The sequence below is a fragment of the Planococcus sp. VCh962 genome, from assembly GCF_057748275.1.
This window is the reverse complement of record NZ_JBYLHS010000002.1, coordinates 478001-500046: the sequence shown is the minus strand read 5'-3', so window position 1 is coordinate 500046 and position 22046 is coordinate 478001. Positions and strand designations below refer to the sequence as shown.

At 44.1% G+C, this 22046-nt stretch carries 23 protein-coding genes; 15 read left to right on the top strand and 8 right to left on the bottom strand.

The genetic code is table 11. The features are described from left to right. Nucleotides 1-111 precede the first annotated feature (111 nt). The 4 genes from AC3AQ9_RS09810 (at nt 112) to AC3AQ9_RS09795 (ending at nt 4421) form a co-directional block, all read left to right on the top strand. Nucleotides 112-792: a response regulator transcription factor gene (locus tag AC3AQ9_RS09810; RefSeq protein ID WP_488307287.1), complete on the top strand. Its 681-nt coding sequence runs from the start codon at nt 112-114 to the stop codon at nt 790-792. Then, the gene (locus tag AC3AQ9_RS09805) at nt 773-2203 is read left to right on the top strand and encodes an ATP-binding protein (protein ID WP_488307286.1); all 1431 of its coding nucleotides are present in this window, start codon (nt 773-775) and stop codon (nt 2201-2203) included. Before AC3AQ9_RS09810 ends, AC3AQ9_RS09805 begins: the two co-directional genes overlap by 20 nt. Nucleotides 2204-2356: 153 nt before the next feature. After that, the gene (locus AC3AQ9_RS09800) at nt 2357-3220 is read left to right on the top strand and encodes a peptidylprolyl isomerase (protein ID WP_488307285.1); all 864 of its coding nucleotides are present in this window, start codon (nt 2357-2359) and stop codon (nt 3218-3220) included. Between the two features lie 13 nt (nt 3221-3233). Continuing rightward, on the top strand, nt 3234-4421 hold the full coding sequence (locus AC3AQ9_RS09795; RefSeq protein WP_488307284.1) for a S1C family serine protease: 1188 nt from the start codon (nt 3234-3236) through the stop codon (nt 4419-4421). Between the two features lie 74 nt (nt 4422-4495). Here AC3AQ9_RS09795 and AC3AQ9_RS09790 read toward each other — a convergent pair whose 3' ends face one another. Both AC3AQ9_RS09790 and AC3AQ9_RS09785 read right to left on the bottom strand, forming a co-directional pair. After that, nucleotides 4496-4702 carry a hypothetical protein gene (locus AC3AQ9_RS09790; protein WP_488307283.1) on the bottom strand — a complete coding sequence of 69 codons (207 nt, stop codon included), beginning with the start codon at nt 4700-4702 and terminating at the stop codon, nt 4496-4498. Nucleotides 4703-4756: 54 nt separating this feature from the next. Further along, on the bottom strand, nt 4757-5461 hold the full coding sequence (locus AC3AQ9_RS09785; RefSeq protein WP_488307282.1) for a type 1 glutamine amidotransferase domain-containing protein: 705 nt from the start codon (nt 5459-5461) through the stop codon (nt 4757-4759). 199 nt (nt 5462-5660) lie between these two features. On the opposite strand from AC3AQ9_RS09785, the gene AC3AQ9_RS09780 reads away from it, so the two are divergent. The 4 genes from AC3AQ9_RS09780 to AC3AQ9_RS09765 all read left to right on the top strand — a co-directional run bounded on the left by AC3AQ9_RS09780 (nt 5661) and on the right by AC3AQ9_RS09765 (nt 8142). Continuing rightward, nucleotides 5661-6077, top strand: coding sequence for an organic hydroperoxide resistance protein (locus tag AC3AQ9_RS09780; RefSeq protein WP_488307281.1), 417 nt, complete (start codon nt 5661-5663; stop codon nt 6075-6077). 170 nt (nt 6078-6247) lie between these two features. Beyond that, nucleotides 6248-6478 (top strand): hypothetical protein, encoded by a 231-nt coding sequence (locus AC3AQ9_RS09775; RefSeq protein WP_488307280.1) that lies wholly within the window; start codon nt 6248-6250, stop codon nt 6476-6478. 86 nt (nt 6479-6564) lie between these two features. Continuing rightward, nucleotides 6565-7389 (top strand): manganese catalase, encoded by an 825-nt coding sequence (locus AC3AQ9_RS09770; RefSeq protein WP_488307279.1) that lies wholly within the window; start codon nt 6565-6567, stop codon nt 7387-7389. A 57-nt stretch (nt 7390-7446) separates the two neighbouring features. Then, nucleotides 7447-8142, top strand: a complete 696-nt coding sequence (locus AC3AQ9_RS09765; RefSeq protein WP_488307278.1) for a YqjF family protein — start codon at nt 7447-7449, stop codon at nt 8140-8142. A 49-nt stretch (nt 8143-8191) separates the two neighbouring features. On the opposite strand, the gene AC3AQ9_RS09760 is transcribed toward AC3AQ9_RS09765, so the two are convergent. From AC3AQ9_RS09760 to AC3AQ9_RS09735, 6 genes are all read right to left on the bottom strand, one after another. Further along, a complete protein-coding gene (locus tag AC3AQ9_RS09760) occupies nt 8192-8584 on the bottom strand; it encodes a DUF2512 family protein (protein WP_488307277.1) in 393 nt (130 codons plus the stop codon). 139 nt (nt 8585-8723) lie between these two features. Further along, nucleotides 8724-9602: an SDR family oxidoreductase gene (locus AC3AQ9_RS09755; protein WP_488307276.1), complete on the bottom strand. Its 879-nt coding sequence runs from the start codon at nt 9600-9602 to the stop codon at nt 8724-8726. 138 nt (nt 9603-9740) lie between these two features. Then, entirely contained in the window at nt 9741-10316 is a 576-nt protein-coding gene (locus AC3AQ9_RS09750) for a superoxide dismutase family protein (RefSeq protein ID WP_488307275.1), read from the bottom strand. Nucleotides 10317-10444: 128 nt separating this feature from the next. Continuing rightward, the gene (locus tag AC3AQ9_RS09745) at nt 10445-13021 is read right to left on the bottom strand and encodes a YfhO family protein (RefSeq protein ID WP_488307274.1); all 2577 of its coding nucleotides are present in this window, start codon (nt 13019-13021) and stop codon (nt 10445-10447) included. Nucleotides 13022-13025: 4 nt separating this feature from the next. Further along, nucleotides 13026-13436: a GtrA family protein gene (locus tag AC3AQ9_RS09740; protein WP_488307273.1), complete on the bottom strand. Its 411-nt coding sequence runs from the start codon at nt 13434-13436 to the stop codon at nt 13026-13028. Then, a complete protein-coding gene (locus tag AC3AQ9_RS09735) occupies nt 13426-14364 on the bottom strand; it encodes a glycosyltransferase family 2 protein (RefSeq protein WP_488307272.1) in 939 nt (312 codons plus the stop codon). The genes AC3AQ9_RS09740 and AC3AQ9_RS09735 overlap by 11 nt, the downstream gene beginning before the upstream one ends. Before the next feature lie 343 nt (nt 14365-14707). Between AC3AQ9_RS09735 and AC3AQ9_RS09730 the strand changes: the two genes are divergently transcribed. From AC3AQ9_RS09730 to AC3AQ9_RS09700, 7 genes are all read left to right on the top strand, one after another. Further along, entirely contained in the window at nt 14708-15322 is a 615-nt protein-coding gene (locus AC3AQ9_RS09730) for a TerD family protein (protein WP_488307271.1), read from the top strand. Between the two features lie 14 nt (nt 15323-15336). Beyond that, nucleotides 15337-15915 (top strand): TerD family protein, encoded by a 579-nt coding sequence (locus AC3AQ9_RS09725; protein WP_488307270.1) that lies wholly within the window; start codon nt 15337-15339, stop codon nt 15913-15915. A gap of 113 nt (nt 15916-16028) precedes the next feature. Beyond that, the gene (locus AC3AQ9_RS09720; RefSeq protein ID WP_488307269.1) at nt 16029-17174 is read left to right on the top strand and encodes an HpcH/HpaI aldolase/citrate lyase family protein; all 1146 of its coding nucleotides are present in this window, start codon (nt 16029-16031) and stop codon (nt 17172-17174) included. Beyond that, nucleotides 17107-18483 (top strand): phosphoribosyltransferase family protein, encoded by a 1377-nt coding sequence (locus AC3AQ9_RS09715; RefSeq protein ID WP_488307268.1) that lies wholly within the window; start codon nt 17107-17109, stop codon nt 18481-18483. Before AC3AQ9_RS09720 ends, AC3AQ9_RS09715 begins: the two co-directional genes overlap by 68 nt. Next, the gene (locus AC3AQ9_RS09710; RefSeq protein WP_488307267.1) at nt 18480-19589 is read left to right on the top strand and encodes a cysteine protease StiP family protein; all 1110 of its coding nucleotides are present in this window, start codon (nt 18480-18482) and stop codon (nt 19587-19589) included. Before AC3AQ9_RS09715 ends, AC3AQ9_RS09710 begins: the two co-directional genes overlap by 4 nt. Continuing rightward, nucleotides 19586-20401 (top strand): HAD family hydrolase, encoded by an 816-nt coding sequence (locus AC3AQ9_RS09705; RefSeq protein ID WP_488307266.1) that lies wholly within the window; start codon nt 19586-19588, stop codon nt 20399-20401. Before AC3AQ9_RS09710 ends, AC3AQ9_RS09705 begins: the two co-directional genes overlap by 4 nt. Nucleotides 20402-20413: 12 nt before the next feature. After that, on the top strand, nt 20414-22027 hold the full coding sequence (locus AC3AQ9_RS09700) for a YceG family protein (protein WP_488307265.1): 1614 nt from the start codon (nt 20414-20416) through the stop codon (nt 22025-22027). Nucleotides 22028-22046: the final 19 nt, after the last annotated feature.

Here is a 22046-nt window from a genome sequence, read left to right as displayed (position 1 = left end):
TGGGCCGTCTTATGCCCGTCGAATCTACATGGGCACTTGCGCTTTTCCTAATGGCTTGCGTCTTATTAAGATGTGTTTTACTTTTATAGAAAGAAGAGACGGAGGTTGGATATGAAAATTTTGGTGGTGGAAGACAACCCGAGTGTAAGTTCAATGCTGGAATTGTTTTTCTCGAAAGAAGGAATAACGGGAGATTTCGCTGCAGATGGACTTGAAGGATATAAGAAATACCAGCAGGGGGATTATGATTTGCTGATTCTTGACTGGATGCTGCCAGGAATGGATGGCATCACGCTTTGCAGGAAAATAAGAGAAGAAGAAAGTTCCGTACCCATCATTATGCTGACAGCCAAAGACAGTGAATCAGATCAAGTGATCGGTTTTGAAATGGGAGCGGATGATTATGTCACAAAACCGTTCAGTCCGTTGACTTTAATGGCTCGCATTAAAGCGGTCATGCGGAGATCCCAAAAAACAGAACCGGTATCGGATACGATTCAAACAAAGCATTTTTTGGTCAATAAAGAAACAAGAGATGTGCAGAAAGATGGCGAACAGGTTCAAAGTCTGACACCGAAAGAATTTGATCTGCTTGTATTTTTCCTGCAGCATCCAAAGCAGGTTTTTAGCCGTGAACAGTTGCTTGAACAAGTATGGGGCTATCAATTTTATGGAGATGAACGGACAGTCGATGTCCATATCAAGCGGCTCCGCAAGAAAATATCCGGCGGCGACACGTTGTTCCATACCGTTTGGGGAGTAGGGTATAAATTTGAAGAACACACGGATTAAATATTTCTATCAGCTTATTGCCAGCCATTTGAGCATTCTGCTCATTGCTTTTTTGATTTTGAGTTTATTGTTTGTCCAGTACGTCGAAGAATTTGCCTATGAGGAAAAAGCGGAAGAGCTCGAAAGCTATGGACAAAAGATTCTTGAAGAGCTTGAAAGCCCGCGGCCGGGTTCAGGACTGCAATCATATGTGTCGATTTTGGAGGCAAGAAACATCAATTTCATTGTCTTTGATCAGCAAAGCCGGATTCTTTACCCCTCTTCCGGAAATTTTCCGCCGGTCGTACTGACGCAGGAAGAATGGAACGTTATTGAGCAAGGAGAAACTTTGGTCGTCAACCGTGATGTCCAGCGTTTTGAATATACCGTTACCTTTGTGGCGTTGCCCTATGTAGAAAATGGCCGGTTGATTGGAGGCGTGCTTTTGGCATCGCCAATCAGCGGTACAAGTGAAATGATTTCAGAACTCAATAAATCGCTTCTGACCACCATTCTTATTGCACTAGCGGTAGCACTGCTGCTCAGCTTATTGCTGTCAAAACTGCATGTCAGCCGTCTTCAGCGCATGCAAAAAGCCGTGGCTATGATCAGTGAAGGCAATTATGCAGTCAACTTGCCGGAATCCCATTTTGATGAATTCGGCGATTTGGCAAAAGATTTCAATAAAATGGCGAATAAGTTGCAGCGATCCAATGAAGAAATAGAGCGGCTGGAAAACAGACGGCGCCAATTCATGGCAGACGTCTCCCATGAGATGCGCACACCTCTGACAACGATTGCCGGAGTGATTGAAGGACTTCGCAACAATATGATCAAGGAAGACCAGCGGGAAAAAGGCATCCGGCTCGTGAGCGATGAAACGAAACGCCTGATGCGCCTGGTTAATGAAAATCTGGATTATGAAAAGATTCGCTCAAACCAAGTAACGCTGGCGAAAGAAGAAATCGAAGCAGATGAACTTCTGGAAATCATCCAGGAACAGCTGCAGATGCAGGCAGCTGAGAAAGGCAACGTCATTGAAGTAGAAACAGAGCCGGACCAAATGATCTACGGCGATATGGATCGCCTTATTCAAATACTGACGAATATCGTGAAAAACAGTATTCAATTTACAGAAAATGGCCGGATTTTATTGAAGGCATTCCATGAACCGCAATTTATGGTCATCGAAGTGCAGGATAGCGGTGCTGGGATTGATGTGGAAGAAATCGATATGATTTGGCGGCGCTTCTACAAATCTGATTTATCAAGGGGGAGCGGCCAGTTCGGGCTTGGGCTTTCGATTGTCAAACAGTTAGTCGCATTGCACGACGGAGACATTCGGGTGGAAAGTGAAAAAGGCAAAGGCACAAAGTTTACCATTCACCTGCCGCATAAAGAAAAATCTGCAGCTCTGCCAGAAATAGAGTGAATCATCGAAAGACCTGAAAGCATTGTGCTTTCAGGTCTTTTCTAATTGACTTTTATTTGTGCAAACTTTACATATCTCTTAAAAGTTTGGTCATAGTTTATTCATAATTGCTTGTTAAGCTTTATTTAACGAGATGAAGGAAGAGGGTTGAGGATGAAAAAAGCATTATATATAGCAATCGGCGCAGTGATTGCCTCAGCGGTTTTTCTGGTAGCAAGTTCTGCACCGAGCGAAGCGGTGGCAACAGTGAACGGGCAAGAGATTGGACGGGATGCACTTTATGGAGAAATGGTGAAAACGTCAGGTGCTGAAACGCTCAATGCTATGATCACAAACGAAATTGTTAACCAAGAAGCTGAAAAAGCGGATATTGAAGTGACGCAGGAAGAACTCAAGAAAGAGATGGCAGTTTATGAGGAAGCTTATGGCGGAAAAGAAGCTCTTACTTCCGTATTGAAATCAAGCGGATTGACAAAGGATGATTTGATAAAGGAAATAGAAATGTATATGAAAATCGAAAAGCTGATTGGACCGGAGATTAAAATAACGGATGAGCAAATCAAAGCCTTTTTTGAAGAAAACAAAGATAGCCTTGATCAGCCGGCTCAAGTCGAAGCGAGCCACATCTTAGTGGAGACAAAAGAAAAAGCCGATGAAGTTGCGGCGAAGTTAGCAGATGGCGGAGATTTTGCTGCTTTGGCAAAAGAATATTCAGTTGATGCTGCTACTGCAGACAGCGGCGGTGAACTCGGTTGGTTTAGTACAGGGAAAATGGCACCTGAATTCGAAAAAGCGGCTTTTGCCATGGACGTGGATGAAATCAGTGAACCGGTAGAAACAGAATTCGGCTTCCATATCATTAAGGTGACGGATAAAAAAGAAGCGCAAGAAGCGACTTTAGAAAACAGCAAAGAAAAGATCAAAGAGACTTTGTTTAATGAAGCCTTAAATACCAAATTTGCTTCTTGGCTGACTGAGAAAAAAGAGACATATGAAATCGAAAACAAACTAACTTAAGGAGAGAGAAGATATGGGATATTATAATTCAAGTGAACCAAAGAAAAAACGGTCCGGCTATTTTGCTTCCAGTTTTACCGGATTGATTGCCGGGGCATTGCTGGTCGGGGTAGTGATTCCAGAATATACAGATGCGGATGTGTCAGCTGAAAATCAGCCGAGAACCGTAGAAACCGCTAATGGCGTCCAAAACGTTTCGGATATTGTGACAACGGATGTCACGGAAATTGTGGAAGCTACTTCGGGAGCAGTAGTTGGAGTGACCAATATGAAAACAGCCCAGCCGAACCCATTTATGCCAACCGCTGGATCAGAAGCGAAAGAAGCGGGAACTGGGTCTGGTGTAATCTATAAAAAAGATGGCGGAGCGGCGTATATCGTTACCAATAATCATGTGGTTGAAGGCGCGGAAAAAGTGAAGGTTACTTTAGCAGATGAAACTGAACTGGATGCAGAAGTGCTTGGAACTGATGTCTGGACAGATTTGGCAGTATTGAAAGTTGATGGCGATAGCATTTCAACAGTCGCGGAATTTGGAGACTCTTCGGTGCTGAAAGCGGGGGAACCCGTCATTGCCATAGGTAATCCACTCGGTCTTCAATTCTCAGGATCGGTAACAACCGGTGTCATTTCCGGAACTGAACGTTTGGTTCCAATCGATATCAATGGCGATGGAACGGAAGACTGGCAGGCTGAAGTCCTGCAAACTGACGCAGCAATCAACCCCGGGAATAGTGGTGGTGCATTGATCAACAGCCAAGGCCAAGTAATAGGGATCAACTCGATGAAAATAGCCCAAGATGCGGTAGAAGGGATCGGCTTCTCAATTCCAATCAATACAGCTATTCCGATCATCGAAGATTTGGAAACCAAAGGAGAAGTGGAGCGCCCGTCTATCGGAGTGAGCATCATGGACTTATCAGCTGTTCCACAGGAATACCGGAATGGCCAGTTATCGCTGCCGGCTGACGTGACAGAAGGCGTGGTCGTGAGTGAAGTGGCACAAGGTTCGGGTGCTGACAAAGCTGGAATTCAGCCATATGATGTAATTGTCGAAATGGATGGAGAACCGGTGAACTCGGTATTGGAACTTCGCCAGCATTTATATAATGAAACCGAAATCGGCGACACGTTGAAAGTAAAAGTTTACCGTGGCGGAGAATTGGTGGAAGCTGAAATTGAATTAACAGAAAGCCTGTAAAAAAAGCTTTTCGCATCGATGCGAAAAGCTTTTTGCTTGCAGCTGAAAATAGAAAACCAATTGAATGAAAGCAGTCAGCCAAAAAGTCCCCACATATTCGAACTGATGCCGATGATTACGATAATCAACACAATAATAACAAAAATGACGATGCCGATTTGAATGGGCTTATAGCCTGTGACTCTCGGTTCTTCCAAGCCTTCTTTCTTTTCGGGCGGGTGTTTTAACGTTTCCTTGCTGGCTTTCATATATTCTTTTTCTTTTGGCTCTTTATCGCTCATGCTACAACCTCCCCATTTTACTCTATATAAAATACATACCCTAAAGTTATCGGGTTAATCAAAAAATTTCTCTTCCTCCTTTTTCTCGATGCTTGTCAGCTTTTTCGCCAGTTCCTTGCCAAATAATGGGGAGGACTGAGGGTCCCGGCCGGTCAAGATTTGTTCACTGCCCCAGACGACGTACTCCTTTTCATGGGTTTCAGCTTTATAATTAGCGATTTTGCGCAGTTCATCTTCCAGGCTGAATGGAAGCAAGCCGCGCACTTCTTCCGGTTCCATGCTGTTTGGATAGCCAGTGACATCTAAGCCCTCCAGAATGCCGCGGCCATTTGGAAGTTTTGTATTGACCAGGGGAGCGGGTCCATGGCAGACTGCTCCTACAATACCACCCTGTCCGTAAACAATATTGATAATAGCATGCAGATCTTCATTATGGGCCAAATCGAACATGGCTCCATGCCCGCCAACGATAAAAATGGCGTCATAATCACTCGCTTTAACATCTACAATAGGTGTGGTTTTATCGGCAATGCCGGATTCGTACAGTTTTTTATATTTGCCTTCCGGATCATAATCTTCACTGAGACTTATTGGATCCACAACCGGTTTCCCGCCTTTAGGCGAAGCAAGACCCACTATATGCCCTTCTTCCTGCAAGGCAAGGACAGGTGCAAATAACTCCTCAGCCCACCAGCCTGTTACATAATTGTTTTCTTCGTCTGCGTATCCACTTGATAGAACTGCCATCACTTTTGCCATCGTATCTTCCTCCTCAGAGTATCTAATTGTCTATTTGTTCATTTACCCTCTCCGATAAACCTGAAACTTAGAAGGAGGAACGCTTCTTTTGGACTAAATTTCCAGCAGATAATCAAAACTATTGACTAGTTGATCTAAAACTAGTACGTTTGAATTGTTCGTCTAATTATTTGAAAATTAAAAATAAGGAGATGGTAAAATGACAGAATTATTCAAGACATCAGCAATAGCTACCGGGGGACGAGAAGGAAGAGTGGTTTCGGAAGATAATATGATTGATATTAAACTTGAAACGCCGAAAGAAATGGGAGGTCCTGGAGGAGGGACAAATCCTGAACAGCTTTTTGCAGCTGGATACGCCGCCTGTTTCGATGGCATGTTAAACGCTATCGCCAAAAAGGAAAAAACAGAGCTGACTAGCACTTCAGTCAAAGCGGACGTTAGCTTTCTGAAGGATGAAGCCGATAACGGCTTTAAACTTGCCGCTGTTCTAAATGTTTCAGTAAAGGGAGTGGACGAAGAGAAGGCCAGAGAGTTGGTAGAGAAAGCTCATGAAGCATGCCCTTACTCGAAAGCGACAAAAGGAAACATCGAGGTAGAATTGAAAGTGGATTAATTCAATAACAAACAAGAAGGTTGTTCATTTACCTTCTTGTTTTTTTATGGCAATAAAATCACAAGACTTTTGTACGATTCAGTTAGCGATAGACAGAAAATGGTTTTAAGTGAAAATGGCGGGGTATTCAGATAATATGCATTTCAATCGAAAGGAAGGAGGTTGACAACGTGGATAAGGAACAAAGAGAACATGAAGCAAAAATGAAAAGAATGGAAGATGACAGAAGAGAGTCAGGAGAGAACAGATATAGTTCTGAGGCTGACAAAACTAATTCCGGGAAAAATGGAGAACAACCAATAAATACTTCCTCTAAAGAAACCGTGAACGAGAAAACAAGCAATAAAAAATTCAATGCCGGTGGAAATGATTCTGACTACGACGGTGGTCATCCGGGATAAAAGGGATCTGACTGCGATGGCTGCATCGACTCCGACTCAACGAATTTCAAAGATAATTAAAAAAATCCATTCAGGAGGTTATGTCTATGTTTTTTCACAGAAGCGAACTTCAATATCATGCTAAACCGGAAGCTCCGGATCCGGTATTCGCCAAGCAAGTACAGGAATTGATCGGTGGACAGTTTGGTGAAATGACAGTAGCGATGCAATACTTATTCCAGGGGTGGAGCACAAGAGGAAACGAGAAATACAGAGATTTGCTGATGGATACCGGGACACAGGAGCTCGGCCATATCGAGCTCTTAGCCACTTTAGTTGCCCGCCTGCTTGAGGGGGCTCCAGTCTATGAACAGGAAAAAGCTGCAGCTGATCCGATTGTCGGTGCCATCATGGGCGGCATGAATCCTCAGCACGCAATCGTGCACGGACTTGGAGCTTCTCCAAAGGACAGCAATGGAGTTCCGTGGAATGCTGGATATATTGTAGCAAGCGGCAACTTATTGGCTGACTTCCGGGCCAACGTCAACGCTGAATCGCAAGGGCGCCTGCAAGTAGCACGCTTGTACAGCATGACGGATGACCGTGGCGTAAAAGATCTCTTCTCTTTCCTTTTAGCGCGCGATACAATGCACCAGAACCAGTGGCTTGCGGCAATTAAAGACATGGAAGCCAAAGAAGGGCCGATTGTACCGTCAACGCTGCCGCCTGAATGGGAAGCGACGGAATTCTCACATATTCTTTACACAAATACTGAAACGAGCACCGCTTCACAATTGCCATGGGTAAACCAGCCGGCTCCGGATGGCCACCCAATTACAGTTCAAAAACCTGAACCATTAAGTGAAAGACCTATTTTAAAACCAGCTCCACCGGAAGCCCATAATACGATTCCGGAAGAAGAGTTAAAATAAACAAAAACAAGCCTCTTCCAGTAAGAGGCTTGTTTCTTTTGCGGATGAGGTGATGTAGTGGAAAAAAAGCCATGGGCAATGACTCAAGAATGGCATGACGTGGTGTTTTTGCATTGGCCAGTAGAGAAGGAGTGGGTGCGTGCGCATCTTCCTGCTGAACTGGAACTTGATTTATATGACGGTTTTGCCTGGATTGGCGTCGTCTTATTTGAAGCAAAAGGAACTCGTCTGCGATTCACTCCGCCTATTCCAGGCGTCCGGTCTTATTTGGAGCTGAATGTAAGGACGTATGTAAAATACAAAGATCATCCAGGAGTTTACTTTTTTTCTTTGGATGCAGACAGCATGCTAGCCGTAAAAACAGCAAATACAGGAAGTTTTCTGCCGTACCGCCATGCACAAATGAAAATGCACAAGCAAAACGGAAAAACTGTTTTTAAAAGCAGAAGAACCCATAAAAATTCATTTCCTGAATCTTTGAGCTTAACTTATGAAATAGCATCCGGGTCCATCCGACGGACTTTCATTGAGAAATGGCTGACGGAACGTTATTGTTTGTGGACCAAACCTGTAAGCCGATTGATTCGAGTGGATATTGAACACTTACCTTGGAAGCTTCAATACATCAACGGGGAAATTTATAAAAATTCAATGGCCAGCTTTTTACCGAAAAACCTCCATCTTGAGCGTCCGATTGCTCATTATGGAGGAAATCAGAAGGTTCGTTTTTTCCCGCCGGTGCCAGAAGATTAAAAAGCAAAAAGAAGTGCGGAAGCTAAAATCTCTGCACTTCTTTTTAAAACTATTTACGATTCGGCTCCTGTTTCAGTGTGTGGGATGTCTCTTTATGTTCCCATAAGCGTTTAGTCAGATAAATATGGTAGAACCATTCTCCGGCTGCAAGAAGGACTGCCGAATAGATAGAGGCCATTACAATCGAAAAATCGGGATTCTCAATCCACAGCGCTGCCAAGAGCCAGATCAGGACGAAATCGAGAACTAAATCACCGGCAGTTGCAATTTTGTTGGAAGTCCGTGGGTAGACGATTAAATCACCAACAAATCCAACAGCTGTGACAACAAGGCTGATTAGGAAAATATCAAAAACTCCTGTGCCATAGGTAAGCCCGAAAATCATAAATAATACAGCGAATACCATCGCGAATTTCATGAGTAATACTTCAATAAATTTCATTTTGCCCACCTCCTTGTGTATAGATTTATATCTAATCTATACCCGAATTCAAACGGCAAAACCGCAAAAAATGGAAGAAAACATGGGAATTGTCATTAAAAAACCAGAACCTGAAAATCAGTTCTGGTTTTTTGTACGATTAAGATGAAATGAAATCCCCGCCATTGACATGAATTGCTTGCCCTGTGACATAAGTAGAATCTTTTGAAGCAAAATAGACATATGCAGGAGCCACTTCTGAAGGCTGTCCGCGCCGTTCCATAGGAGTATCGCCACCATGTTTGCCAACTTTTTCAGCGTCAAAGGTGGAAGGGATCAGCGGTGTCCAAATTGGCCCCGGTGCAACTGAATTGACCCGGATGCCTTTCTCGATCAAGCTTTGTGAAAGCGAGCGGGTGAATGAAGTAATGGCACCTTTGGTCGATGAATAATCAATAAGTGAAGACGAACCTCTATACGCTGTTACAGAAGAGGTATTGATAATAGAATCTCCTTTTTGCATATGCGGAACAGCTGCTTGCGATAAATAGAACATGCTAAAAATATTTGTTGTGAATGTCTCCATCAATTGATCGGGAGTGATGTCCAAGAAATCCTTTTGCGGAAATTGCTTTCCAGCATTATTTACCAGTATGTTCAGCTGGCCAAATTCTGAAATCACATCAACAATCAGCTGATTGCAATTTTCTACTTCGCTGATATCAACAGCGGATTTAAAACCTTTCACTCCGTAAGATTCAACCGCTCGGATAGTTTCCTCAGCGTCTTCGTGCTCATCAAGATAAGCAATCGCCACATTGGCACCTTCTTTAGCATAGGCCACTGCCACTGCCCGGCCTATTCCACTGTCGCCTCCGGTAATTAAAGCCACTTTGCCTTCCAGCTTGCCGGAACCTTTATATTCCTTGTCGTCATAAATCGGTTCAGGAGCCATTTCAGACTCATGGCCCGGCTGTTCAGGCTGCTCTTGAGGTTCTACTTGTTCATCAATTTTCTCGAATTTGTCTTCATTTGACATCGTATCGTCCTCCTTCTAAATAGTGTCTAAGGGTTTTATTCCCGATAGGGCAGTGACTAAACTTAGAAGACGGCGAGGGCCGCTGTGAAAAACGAAAATGCATAAAAAAGAAGCGGGCATCTGCCCGCTTTGATGCTGTTATTGCTGTGCGGTGATAACACCGCATGCCACAGACTCATTGTTGTCAGTTCCTTGAATGAAAAGGGAGGCTCCGCCTTCTTTCAGCAGAGAGTTTTCTTCTCCTGTTTTCAATGTAACACCTTCCACGACGAATTCTTCGGCAGCGGTTCCGTCATCTCCGACTTCAATATCCGGTATATCCCCACCGAAAGGCTCTCCAGTAGTTTCAAAATCCGGAGCTTCACATTTACCGGCATCCCGGAATTCAACAGAATGAGGACCGGTTTCAAGTCCTTCCAGGTTGAGGGCTACTCCGACACCGCTGCTTTCTGTGCTCAATTCTGCTGTGCCTGTAGCATTGCCATCGCTGTCCATCATTTCTACAGTAACAAACATAAGGTCTTCACTTGAGCCTTCATCCGAGTTGTCTTCCGCTTCTTCACCGTTTGGAGGATCTTCTCCGCCTTCATTTACGTTTTCATCTTCCACTTCTGTAGCGCCATCGGTTTCTGTGGGTGGATCTTCGGCATTGCCGCAAGCAGCAAGTATTAGAAGTAAGACAAGTGCAAATAAAAGCATGGGCCATCGCTTCATCAGTATCAACTCCCCATCTGAATTTATCGTTATTCTCTCATTACACATTTTAAACTGAAAATAAACGCAATTCAGACAAAGAGCAACTTTTGTAGGAGTTCTTTTCAAGAAACCATCCAAATTAATCCTTATCGCTTGATCCTGAAAACAAATAGCATGCCAATGATCAACGACAAGACGCTCACAATCAGTGTAACCTTGAAAAATGGAGGGCGGTACGTGAACGTTATTTCATTGATGCCTTCTGCTATCGGAACAGCTGTAAAAGCATAATTTGCTTTCAGCACATCCACTTCTTTGTTATTGACAGAAGCTTCCCAACCACGTTCGAATGGGATGTTCACCGCCAGGTAATCTTCTTTTTCTATATTGTCATATTCCAATTGCACGCGGCTGCCATCGATATTCAATTTTTTCAAGCCAGTATGTTTTTCACTTTGTTGTTCGAGAACTCGATATGGCTCCTCAAACACTTGAATTTCGGTAAGATGGTATTTACCTTTTGGCATACGAATTCTTACTGTGTCTTCTGCCGGAATCCGGACGGTAATATCGTCAACATAGGTTCTATAAATGGATGTGTTTGATTTTCGGGTAGTGTAATAATCATTGACGGTCAAAGGGAAGCCTTCATCCGGTTCAATATGTTCGAGGTGGAACGATACATATAAGTCACCCTCGGTAAAAGATGAATCATGCCGGACCAGATCAATGCCGCCGCTTTCCCCGTAGACCGTCAATAATCCGTCTTCATAAGAAGCTCCGGATTGCTGAACTTCAAATGCTTTGGTCTGCTCTTCAACAGAAGGAAGGGGATGGGCAGCTTCACTGCCATCAAGCACGAGTCCCGTGAGCATAGCATGTTCCCTGACAATCGCAGGCTGTCCGGACAATTGCTGTTCTTGGTAAACAGTTGAAGCAGCACGTGCGAAAGGCAAAGTGTTTTGATTCTCATAGACAATGTAATTTTCAGAAGACAAAATCTCGGTAAAACCGAACGGCACGTTCGAGTCTCCTTTTTCTTTTATGGAATATTTACCCTGCAGCAAGCCATGGAGATTGGCGCGGTTGCCCAAAGTCGCATAACGGCTGACGCTCTCGCGCCCCATGTCGATTTCTAAATCGTATAAGTAAAAGTACAGCAAATTTTTATTTAGAATACTGGAGTACGCACTTAAGCCGCGGAAGTCCTGTACAATCGGAGTGTTGTTCCGCACGCCCTCCATCCAATCGATGCGATAGGAAACTCCGTCTTCCTGTTTATGGATTTCTTCAATAAGCGCTTGTACTTCAGGGTCATTATATCCAGCGCTAGTCAGGAGTTCTTCATTTACATACTCAATTCGGCCAGCTTTCAGGAGTTTTTCAACTTGATAAAAGTTAACAAAAACAAGAATTGAAACGATTAAAAATCCGGTAAGCAGTAATTTAAAGCGGGTCTGCTTAAATTGCAGAACAGCCAGTACAAGCAACCAGGTAATCAGCAAACTGCTGATAGTGAACAGTGAAGACAGCGACTTCAATTCGAAAGTCTTGTCCATCATCGCCGCAATCCAATAGGCAACCGCAGTCAAAACTCCTGCAGCTGCAAATTGGCGGCGCGACAGCTTATGGAGATGATCCATGCCGACCGCCACCGCTCCTCCGGCAACCAGTGACAGAAAGTATTCCCAGCGGTACTGGGGAGCTGAAAAGCCGTTAAAGATGCTGCCTGCTACTGGGCTGTAGTGCAGCAGGATTCCGATAACTCCCAATGCCGCAAACAGCTGGAAGCCCTTATGGCGGTATAGGGAAACTGAAAAGAGAAATAATATAAAAATGGCTGGAAGCACAATGAACCGGCTTGTAAATAAAATATTGTCGGATAAATCTATCCAAGGAATTTCCTGCTCAAATGAAGGCCGGTGATTATTCAAAAACGCATAAACTGCGGGAACAAATGAGACGGCACTGATGCCGAACCCGATTATGCCAGTCATCAAAAAAGTGGTGACGGCTTTCAACCAGCCGGTTTCTTCAGGAGACAACCTTATAATTAATCGGACGAGTATGTATATTCCTGCCAAAAGAAAATTGATATAGGAAAAGTAGAAATTATCGATCAAAGAAATCGATACGGCAAACAGAAACCAGCCGGGTTTCTGTTCCCGCATGATTTTCTCAACGCCAAAAATCAGGAGCGGCAGCCAAAGAAACGCATCCGCGAAAAATTCCCAATAGACGGTATGCCGAAAATACATGCCTGATATTCCGTAGATGCTGGCTCCAAGAAGAGCGGAAAGCCGGGAAATCTTCATATACATAAACAAGTGGGCAGTGATGAACAATACCAAACTCAAACGGATTATGCTGATGAAGACAGCGGCATTTGCCCAGAACAGTACATCGGCTGATTGAATGGCGTTCAACGATTCTAAGATAAAAACAACCATCACGCTTAACAGAAATACGATAGAGGTAGAAAAATAATAGGAAAGCTCACTGAAAGTCCCGGCGCCAAGGCCGAAGTCGAACGAATAGAAAAATTCTCCGTTCGTGTACTGTTCATACAGCAAATGTTTAAACGGCAGCATTTGTGAGCTGCCGTCGTCGATTCCGACCATATAATGTTGTCGGGTCCATTGATAGAGAAAAACAAAATGGGCTAATGCAGATAAAACAAAACAAGAAAGAAACAATATGATATTTGGAGATTTCCTGCTCATAAATTCACCGTCTTTTGGCTTCAGCCGTTCTGACCGAGCCTTTTAAAATTTTGCTGGAGATAATAAATGTAATCGGGATTGTAAACAAAACCGCTGCAAACGGGGCGATATTGCTGTTGATGCGCAAATATTCCACGAAAATAAAAATCAGCGCAGTGGATACAGACATATTGACTACTTGGGTCAAAGGAAAATATAAATATTTTTTTAATGTCGGTTTAGTCCTGTACGTTACGTAACAGTTCAAGAAAAACGAAATGTTCAAAGAAATGATAAATCCAATGATGTGGGCAAATAAATAAGGCAGCGAGAATAGATTGTGTAAAACCAGATAAATGGAATAATAGGTCGCTGTGTTGACAACACCGACAAAGATGAAACGGGTAAACTCTGTGTTCAAAGCTTTAAGATTCATCGTAATCATCCGCATTGCTGATATCTATTAGAAAGTTAGGGCGCCTTTTCGTTTCATTGTATATCCGCCCTATATATTCCCCTATGACACCCAAGCTGATCAATTGAATTCCCCCTAAAAATAAAATAGCTGTGATGGTGGTGAAGTATCCTGGCGCGCCTACACCTTCTTTTAATATTTCGTAAAAAGTCACACCGATGTAAATAAGTGAGAGAAATAAAACGAGAAACCCTGTATAGAAGCAGACACGCAGCGGTTTTAAGTTAAATGAAATGATGCCGTCAATCCCATAATTGACGAGACTCCAGAATGACCATTTGGATGTTCCGGCAGCACGCTGGACATTTTCATAGCTAATGATCTTTTTGCTTAAGCCAATCCAGGAGTAAAGGCCTTTTGAAAAGCGGTTGCTTTCGCTAAGAAGCAAAATGGAATTGATGGCTTTCCTGCTAAGCAATCTAAAATCGCCTTCGCCATCCACAAAATCTACGTCGGTAACAGAATTCACAAACTTATAATATAAGGAAGATAAAAAGCTGCGTAATTTTGAATCCCCTGTCCGGGACCGTTTGGCCACTACTTGATGGAAGCCTTCCTCAAAGCCGAGGATCAGCTGGCCAATAAGTTCGGGGGGATGCTGCAAGTCGCTGTCCATTAAAATAGCCGCATCGCCTTTGATGCGGTGGAGTCCTGCCAGGATAGCGGATTCTTTGCCGAAATTACGGGTCAGGGAAATATATTTGACGTCAGCATGGTTTTCGGCAAGCTTCAAAATTTCCTGCAAAGTGCCATCACTGCTGCCGTCATTGATAAACATAATCTCATACTGGTATGGAAGCGGGTGAAGTTCCTGGACCAGCTTTTCATACATATAGGAGATATTCGCCTCTTCGTTGTAAGCCGGAACAACAATTGAAATCAGCTTCATCTATTACTTCACCTCCATGTTTACTTGTCGCACGGTCAAAAAAGGCTATTTGGATTTGTTTACCCTGCCTATTGCTGAAATATGCTGGAACAGCATGCTAAATACTGAAGAAATGTATCTTCTGTGACAAACGAAACTTATTGGAACATTAATCGTATATATTTATATCAGGATTTTTTCAATATTTCCACGGTTAGGGTTCTCCTATTCATGATAGGACGTTAAAAGAGACAGCGGGGTTCCGCATCACAGCTGTCGGCTATAGCCCTTAATGATTGAAATTTTCCGGATTTACAAATACTATTAAAACTAAGTACATAACGATGAATGGAGAGTGCGAAGAATGGCTATCAATCTTGTAAAAGGTCAGAAAATCGATTTAACTAAAGGACGTTCATCGCTTTCAAGCTTAATGGTCGGCCTCGGATGGGATCCGGTTGCTGCTAAAAAAAGCGGCGGTTTCCTTAGCGGATTGCTTGGCGGAGGCGGCGGCGGAGCTGACGTTGACTGTGACGCATCAGTCCTTCTGCTTGATGAAAACGGCAAATTGAGAGGGAAAGAAAACCTCATCTACTTCGGCAACAAGAAAAGCAAAGACGGCAGCGTTGTTCACTCAGGGGATAACCTGACTGGCGCAGGTGAAGGAGACGATGAGACGATTCAAATCAATTTGAAAAATATCTCTCCATCAGTCCACCGGCTGGTGTTTGTTGTAAACATTTACAATGCAAAACAGAAGAAGCAGGATTTTGGCATGATTCAAAATGCTTTTATCCGTTTGGTGGACAATCAATCCAAAGAAGAACTGATTCATTATAACCTGACTGACAACTATGCGGGCAAAATGTCGCTGATTCTTGGCGAACTCTACCGCCAGGGAACTGAGTGGAAATTCTCAGCTGTCGGTGAAGGCACTATCGATCCTGATATCGGTTCAATCGCAAACAAATACGCATAAGGAGTGAAGGAAGAATGGCAATCAATTTATCTAAAGGACAAAAAGTGGACTTAACAAAATCAAACCCAGGATTATCCAATGTAATCGTTGGTCTTGGCTGGGATACAAATAAGTACGATGGAGGGCAAGATTTTGACCTTGATTCTTCAGTATTCTTATTGAACTCAAGCGGCAAAGCATCGTCTGAAGCAGATTTTGTTTTCTATAACAACACTATTGGAGCTGCTGGTGCAGTTGAGCATACGGGCGACAACAAAACAGGCGAAGGTGAAGGCGACGATGAGCAAGTCAAAGTGAACCTGTCATCAGTTCCTTCGTCAATCGAACGCGTAACATTTGCTATTACAATCCATGATGCAGAAACACGCGGCCAAAACTTCGGCCAAGTCAGCAACTCCTATGTACGTATCGTAAATGGTGATACCAATGAAGAGTTGATCCGTTATGATTTAGGAGAAGATTTCTCAATTGAAACAGCGATTGTGGTAGGGGAACTTTACCGCCACAACAATGAATGGAAATTTAATGCTATTGGCAGTGGTTATCAAGGTGGGCTAGGCGCACTTGTTAAGGACTTTGGCTTAGACAGCTAATTACAAGGAAAAAAGCAAGGAGCACATCTCCTTGCTTTTTTAGCCTTTATTTACTCGAATAATGCTATCAATTTTTAGGGCTTGCTTTTTTAGCGGTGCCGGGAGGAACAATGATGAGACATTTTGACGTATTAACCGATTCTGAGCTAAAAACTTTTTTTAAATATTCCCCGGCAGAATTCAATCGGGATACGGAACGGGAAACTTTGGGATTGGCGCTGGGTGCGGCTCTTTATACCCCCGGTTCCAGACCGGATTTCGGGAAAAAGATTCTATCAGGACAGTATAGACGCGGTGCTTTTTCAGGATTGGCCACGCTAATCATTTGCCTGGAAGATGCAGTGGCCGATTCAGAACTGCCGCAGGCGGAAGCGAATGTGATCAAGCAGCTGAAACTGTTGGAAAGAGCCGAAATCTTTCAGCCGGATGCCGGACCAGCGCTTTTTTTGCGTATCCGCAATGCTGCCCAACTTGATAAATTGATCGAAGCTGCCGGGACCGCTTTAGGTGTATTAACCGGAATTGTCTTTCCAAAAAGCCGACCTGAAAATCTGCCTTCTTTTTTTGCGGCATTAGACCGGGCAAGCGAAGCCGCAGGGCGAAACCTCTTTGCCTTGCCTCTGCTTGAAACAAAGGAAGTGCTGTATTCAGAACTGCGTGAACAGACGCTTCGGGAAATCCATCAGATTCTGCTGGCGGAAGTGAACCGGGTTTTGACTGTACGGGTTGGAGCTACTGATTTCTCCAGTCTTTATGGTTTGCGGCGTCCTGCAGAGCGGACGATTTATGATGTCCATGTCATCCGGGATGGATTAACTGCCATTCTGAATCGATTCGGCAGAGCAGAAGACGGCTTTATCGTCTCTGGTCCAGTATATGAACATTTTACTTCGGGACGAGGAAATGCGCTGCTATCGAAACCGGAACAAGTATTGTGGCAGGAAGTACAGCTGGATGTCTTAAACGGCTTTAAAGGGAAAACATGCATCCATCCTTCCCAAATCCCGATTGTCAATGCAGGTTACATCGTTTCTCTTGAAGCTTTTGAAGATGCATCGCTAATCGTGTCAGAAAGCTTTGAACGCAACGGCGTTCTGCAAAGCCCGAAACGCAATAAAATGAATGAAGTAAAACCGCATTTAAGCTGGGCAAAGAAAGTGCTCGCCCAGGCGGAAGTATATGGGGTGCTGAATGAAAACTATAAACCGATCGATGTCCTCAACTATATTGGATCAACCCAATTATCAAATCAACTATAAATTGTGGCAGCAGCTGGATCTTTCGATTGCTGTCAATCACACATATAAAGGGCTTCCAGTGGAATCCCTTTTCTCTATGGCTCTCCGCGTGAACAAAAAGCGCCAGTTTTTATTTGTCAGCCCTTTGATTGCTAAACATTTAGCTGTAAATCCAGCCGTTGCGCTTGGTACAGGTACTTTACTGGCTTATTTATTGATGGAAGATGCCGGAATCGACTTTCCTTCGCATGCAGAAGAACTGGTTCAACTTATAAAAACTGGAGAAGCAGATTCAGAAAACATCAAGGAAACTTTTGCTTTTAAAACAGCACTTCCTGATAAAACGATTTTTATTGGAATGGCTGAAACGGCTACCGGTCTTGGGCATGCAGTGTTCCAGCATTTTGAAAAGGCGGCATATATCCATACAACCCGTGAAAAAGTCAGCGGGTTGACCCCTTCTTTTGTCTTCGAAGAAGAACATTCCCACGCGACTTCCCATATTGTATATGCTCCGAAAGGAATGTTGGAAGAAGCGGAAGTCATCGTGCTGGTTGATGATGAAATTTCGACCGGCAATACTTTTGTGAATTTAATCAAATCACTGGATGATCAGTTTCCTGGAAAGAAATACAAAGCATTGTCCATTTTGGATTGGCGAAGCGAAGAGCAGCAGGAAAAATTTAAAGAACTGGAAGCGAGCAGGGAAATTCAAGTGGATGTACTGGCTTTGGTGAAAGGACAATTCAAACTGCACCATAGCGAGTCGCCAAATGAAGCAGCAATCGATTACTTGACCGGCAGCGGTGCCGCTCCGCTTCAGGAACCAGTAAAAATCCGACAGCTTCCGCATAAATCAGCAAGCGGTCAAAGCTATCTTTCATTAACGGGGAGATTTGGCCTGGCGAGCAGTGAACATGCGGAAATCAGTCGATGGGCCGAGCAAATGGTCCAAGCAGTCGGAGGAACCAAAGTGGATGAAAAACCTCTGGTGATTGGCATCGGGGAAAATATGTATTTGCCGATCCGCTTTGCTTTTGCTTTGAGCAGCAATGCGCTTGTACAGACCACTACAAGAAGCCCGATTTTCGCCTCAACAAATGAAGATTACCCCATAAAGGAAAAAGTGAAATTCCAGTTGCCTGATGCAGAAGGGGTCGACCAGTTCTTGTACAATTTGAAAAAATTGGACATCGACAAAATTTACTTGATTGTTGAATCTGTAGTTGATGAAACTGCTTGGCAGCCGCTCATCGCCTATCTCGAGGAAAAAGCACCTGTTGAATGGATATCGTTGACGACAGCGAAAAGGAGAGACTCAGCTCAATGATTGCAACCGGATTGGTGAAAACAAGTTATCCAGAAGAAGATATCATATTTTTGTTAAAAGATGTCACGGAAGAATTTACGGAAAGTACATTGGAAGAACGTGAAAAAGCGGTGCGGACAGGCGGCCATTATGCAGAACGACTGCCAATGGAATATCGTCCATCCGTGGAATATACACAACTGTATCATGCAACGGTTGCAAAAACGAAACAGCGGCTGGGCTTTTTAATCGGTCTTCTGACACGCCGGATTGCAATGAATGCCGGCACTGAGGATATTGTTCTTGTTTCTTTAGCCCGGGCTGGCAGCCCTATCGGCATTTTAATCCGCAGGTACGCTTTACAAGTTTTGAAGATAGACTGGCCTCATTACAGTGTTTCAATTCTGCGGGGGAAAGGCATCGATGAAAACGCCATTAAAGCCATTCGCAGATTGCATCCGACAAGCCGTATCCAATTTGTCGATGGCTGGACCGGGAAAGGGGCCATTCAAGGAGAGCTGACTCAATCAGTCCGCAAATTGAATGCCCTTGATGGGATGAACCTGCATGATGATATGGCGGTGCTTGCAGACCCCGGGGCATGTGCGGTTTTATTCGGGACTCGTGAAGATTTTCTGATTCCGAGCGCTTGTTTAAATGCCACTGTGTCCGGTCTTATAAGCAGAACGATCTTAAATGGACAATTTATCAGCAAAGATGATTTCCACGGGGCGAAATTTTACGGCGATTTGCTTGAAGAAGACTTGTCCAATGATTTTGTCGACCAAGTCACGTCCTGTTTTATGGATACTGAAGAGGAAGTGCAAAAAGCCGCTTTGGCAGCTCCGGCAACAGCAGAACGGACATGGCAAGGCATGAAAGAAGTGGAAGAAATAGGTCAAAAGATGTATAATGAAAGCGACTATACATTAATCAAACCGGGTGTCGGGGAAACTACGCGTGTATTGCTTCGGCGAAGCCCTTGGAAAGTGCTTGTAAACGATTTGGAACATCCGGATGTTCAGCATTTGCTTGTTTTAGCCAAGGAAAAAAACGTGCCTGTAGAACTTGTGCCGGAATTATTTTACCGCGCAATCGGGCTGATCAGATCGGGGAAAGAAATATGACGATTTTATTTGCCAGTGACTTGGATCAGACATTAATTTATTCGCGCAGAACGATGGGCACTGAAGTTTCAGAAGCAGAATTGGTGGAAGTGGAGCGCATTGATGGCAAGCCGCAGTCGTATATGACGGAAAAAAGCCAGTCCGCTTTGTGGAACCTTGACTCTTCAATTTGTTTTTTGCCGGTGACCACCAGAACCCAGGCGCAGTATGAACGTGTAACCGGCATTTATGAAGGGAATGAACGTCCTCGATTCGCGATTGTTTCTAACGGCGCAGTTATTTTGGAAAATGGACGACCTATTCCAGAATGGTCGGATAATATCCGCCAGCAATGTGTCAGCCGGAAAACGATTGTCCATGAATTGCTTCCAGAAATTGAACGCCATTTTTTGGAAGACTGGGTACTTAGCGTTCGGGAAGCAGACGATTGGTTTGTCTATATGATTGTGGACCGGGAGCATTTTCCGGAAGAGAAACTCGATTTTTATACCCATACATTTCGGGAAATCGGCTGGTCGCTATCGCTTCAGGGAAGAAAGCTTTATTTCATGCCGGAAAGCATCACCAAAGCCGGTGCCATGGAATATGTGAAAAATCGCATCAACGCGGAATATGTAGTAGCAGCAGGAGATTCACTTCTGGATCTTGGATTGCTTGAAAAGGCGGATCTTGGTTTATTGGCTGCGCATGGAGAAGCGGTTAAAAGTAAAATTCCCGTATCCGAACATATTCAAATCACGGATCAAAAAGGAATAAAAGCCGGGGAAGAAATACTGAAAAAGGTTTCTAGTGTTTCCCTGCAGCATCGATGAGGAGGGAGTCCCATGGTTCAATTGCATCCGGTACGCGTGAGAACGTGGGATCCGGAAAAATTGACAGAATGGCTGACAAAGCCGATTGTTAATCATCCAGAAACAAAAATCGAAGAAGAAACCATTACGTATCCGCAGCTGCTTGGCCAATTTGTCGGAATGCCACTGGATGCTGATGATTATTTTGCTTCGATATATGATTTGATGGAAGAAGCGGAAGGCAGGCTGATCCGTCTTTCCGGCTATTTGAATAAACATATTACGCCAGACCGCCTGCGGCATTTGCAGGATTTGTTTGATATGAATAATAAAGAGCGGGGATTGTCTCCTAACCGGATCGTCGCTTTTCTGGATGGCAAAGGATTGTTGCCGCGATTGAAAGATGCAGGGTTGAATCGCCGCATTCGCCTGGTAATGATTGATATTCTAAAAGAATTCCAAACGAAAACGGGAGGAAGCACGACTCATTCTTCTTTCCGGCGCATTGCGACAGATTTGGTTAAATGGACTTTTAATCATATCGAACCGGAGCTTGAGAAACTGAATCTTGAAAAAGGGCTGCCGGCATTTTTATGGTACGGGAATACAACTGAAAGTGAAAAATGGTTCTTAAAATTTTCTGCTGCTTTCGGGTTTCATCTCGTCGTGTTTGATCCGACCGGAAAGCATTGGCTGGAGACGATACTGGAAGAGAAAGACTTGCCGACCCATAGTTTTCAAGTGACCGGGGAAGCAGTCCTGCCGTTTCCGGAAGAAAAGCCGGAGCGTGTCGGAACAGTGGCATACCGGGCGACCCAGGAAGTGGACCGGTTATTGCACCATGATGATTCCGGACTTTACAAGCCGTATCAATTCAAGTCGTATTTGACAAAATCAATCCGATTGAAGACGACCATTGATGAAGCGTTTATGCTGGCTAAAGAACGGGCAATGGTACGGCCTTCATTCGGAGTGGAACGTGGAAGCGTCATCATTCCGGTGGTTTTTGCCAAAGTGATGGGAATTGAAAAAGACCGGAAGCGTTTTTGGGACAATATCCACAACCTGACCGAACGGGAAGATACACTGTTGATCCGAAGTTTCCCATTTATAGAAGAGCGAAAAGGAAACCAGCAGTTCCATTACCGGGGGGCGCTTGGAAAAGACGGGCGCCTCGATCCGGAGAAAATGAAAGCGGCCAATTGGTGGAAATACAGCAAATTGCCGGATGGCTTGCAGACAGCCCTTTGTGAAGCCATCGCACGCCATGTGGAAAAGCCGATGCTAACTCCACAGGCCGGTGAATCTTTCGACGACTTGCAGCTTTATCAATTTTCCCAGTCGATGTCGATGCCTGATGCGGTCATTCAATTGATCCAGCAATTCGATTATCCGCAATTTGTGCCGACTCTGCTGTTCTACAATGAGGAAAAGGACGGCGAACTGAGCAGAGCAGATGCGAATGCCATCGCATTGATTCATACATTCGGGCTGGATGTCATCATCATCAACCCGCAGGGGCATCAGGATATTGAACGATGGATTGACGCAGAATCGATCGATACTCACTGGCTGGATGACAGAAGCTATAATGAGCCGTACCGGGAACCGTCAGTGGTCAAGAAATTGTTTAGAAAATGGCTTTAACCATTAAGGGAGGGATATC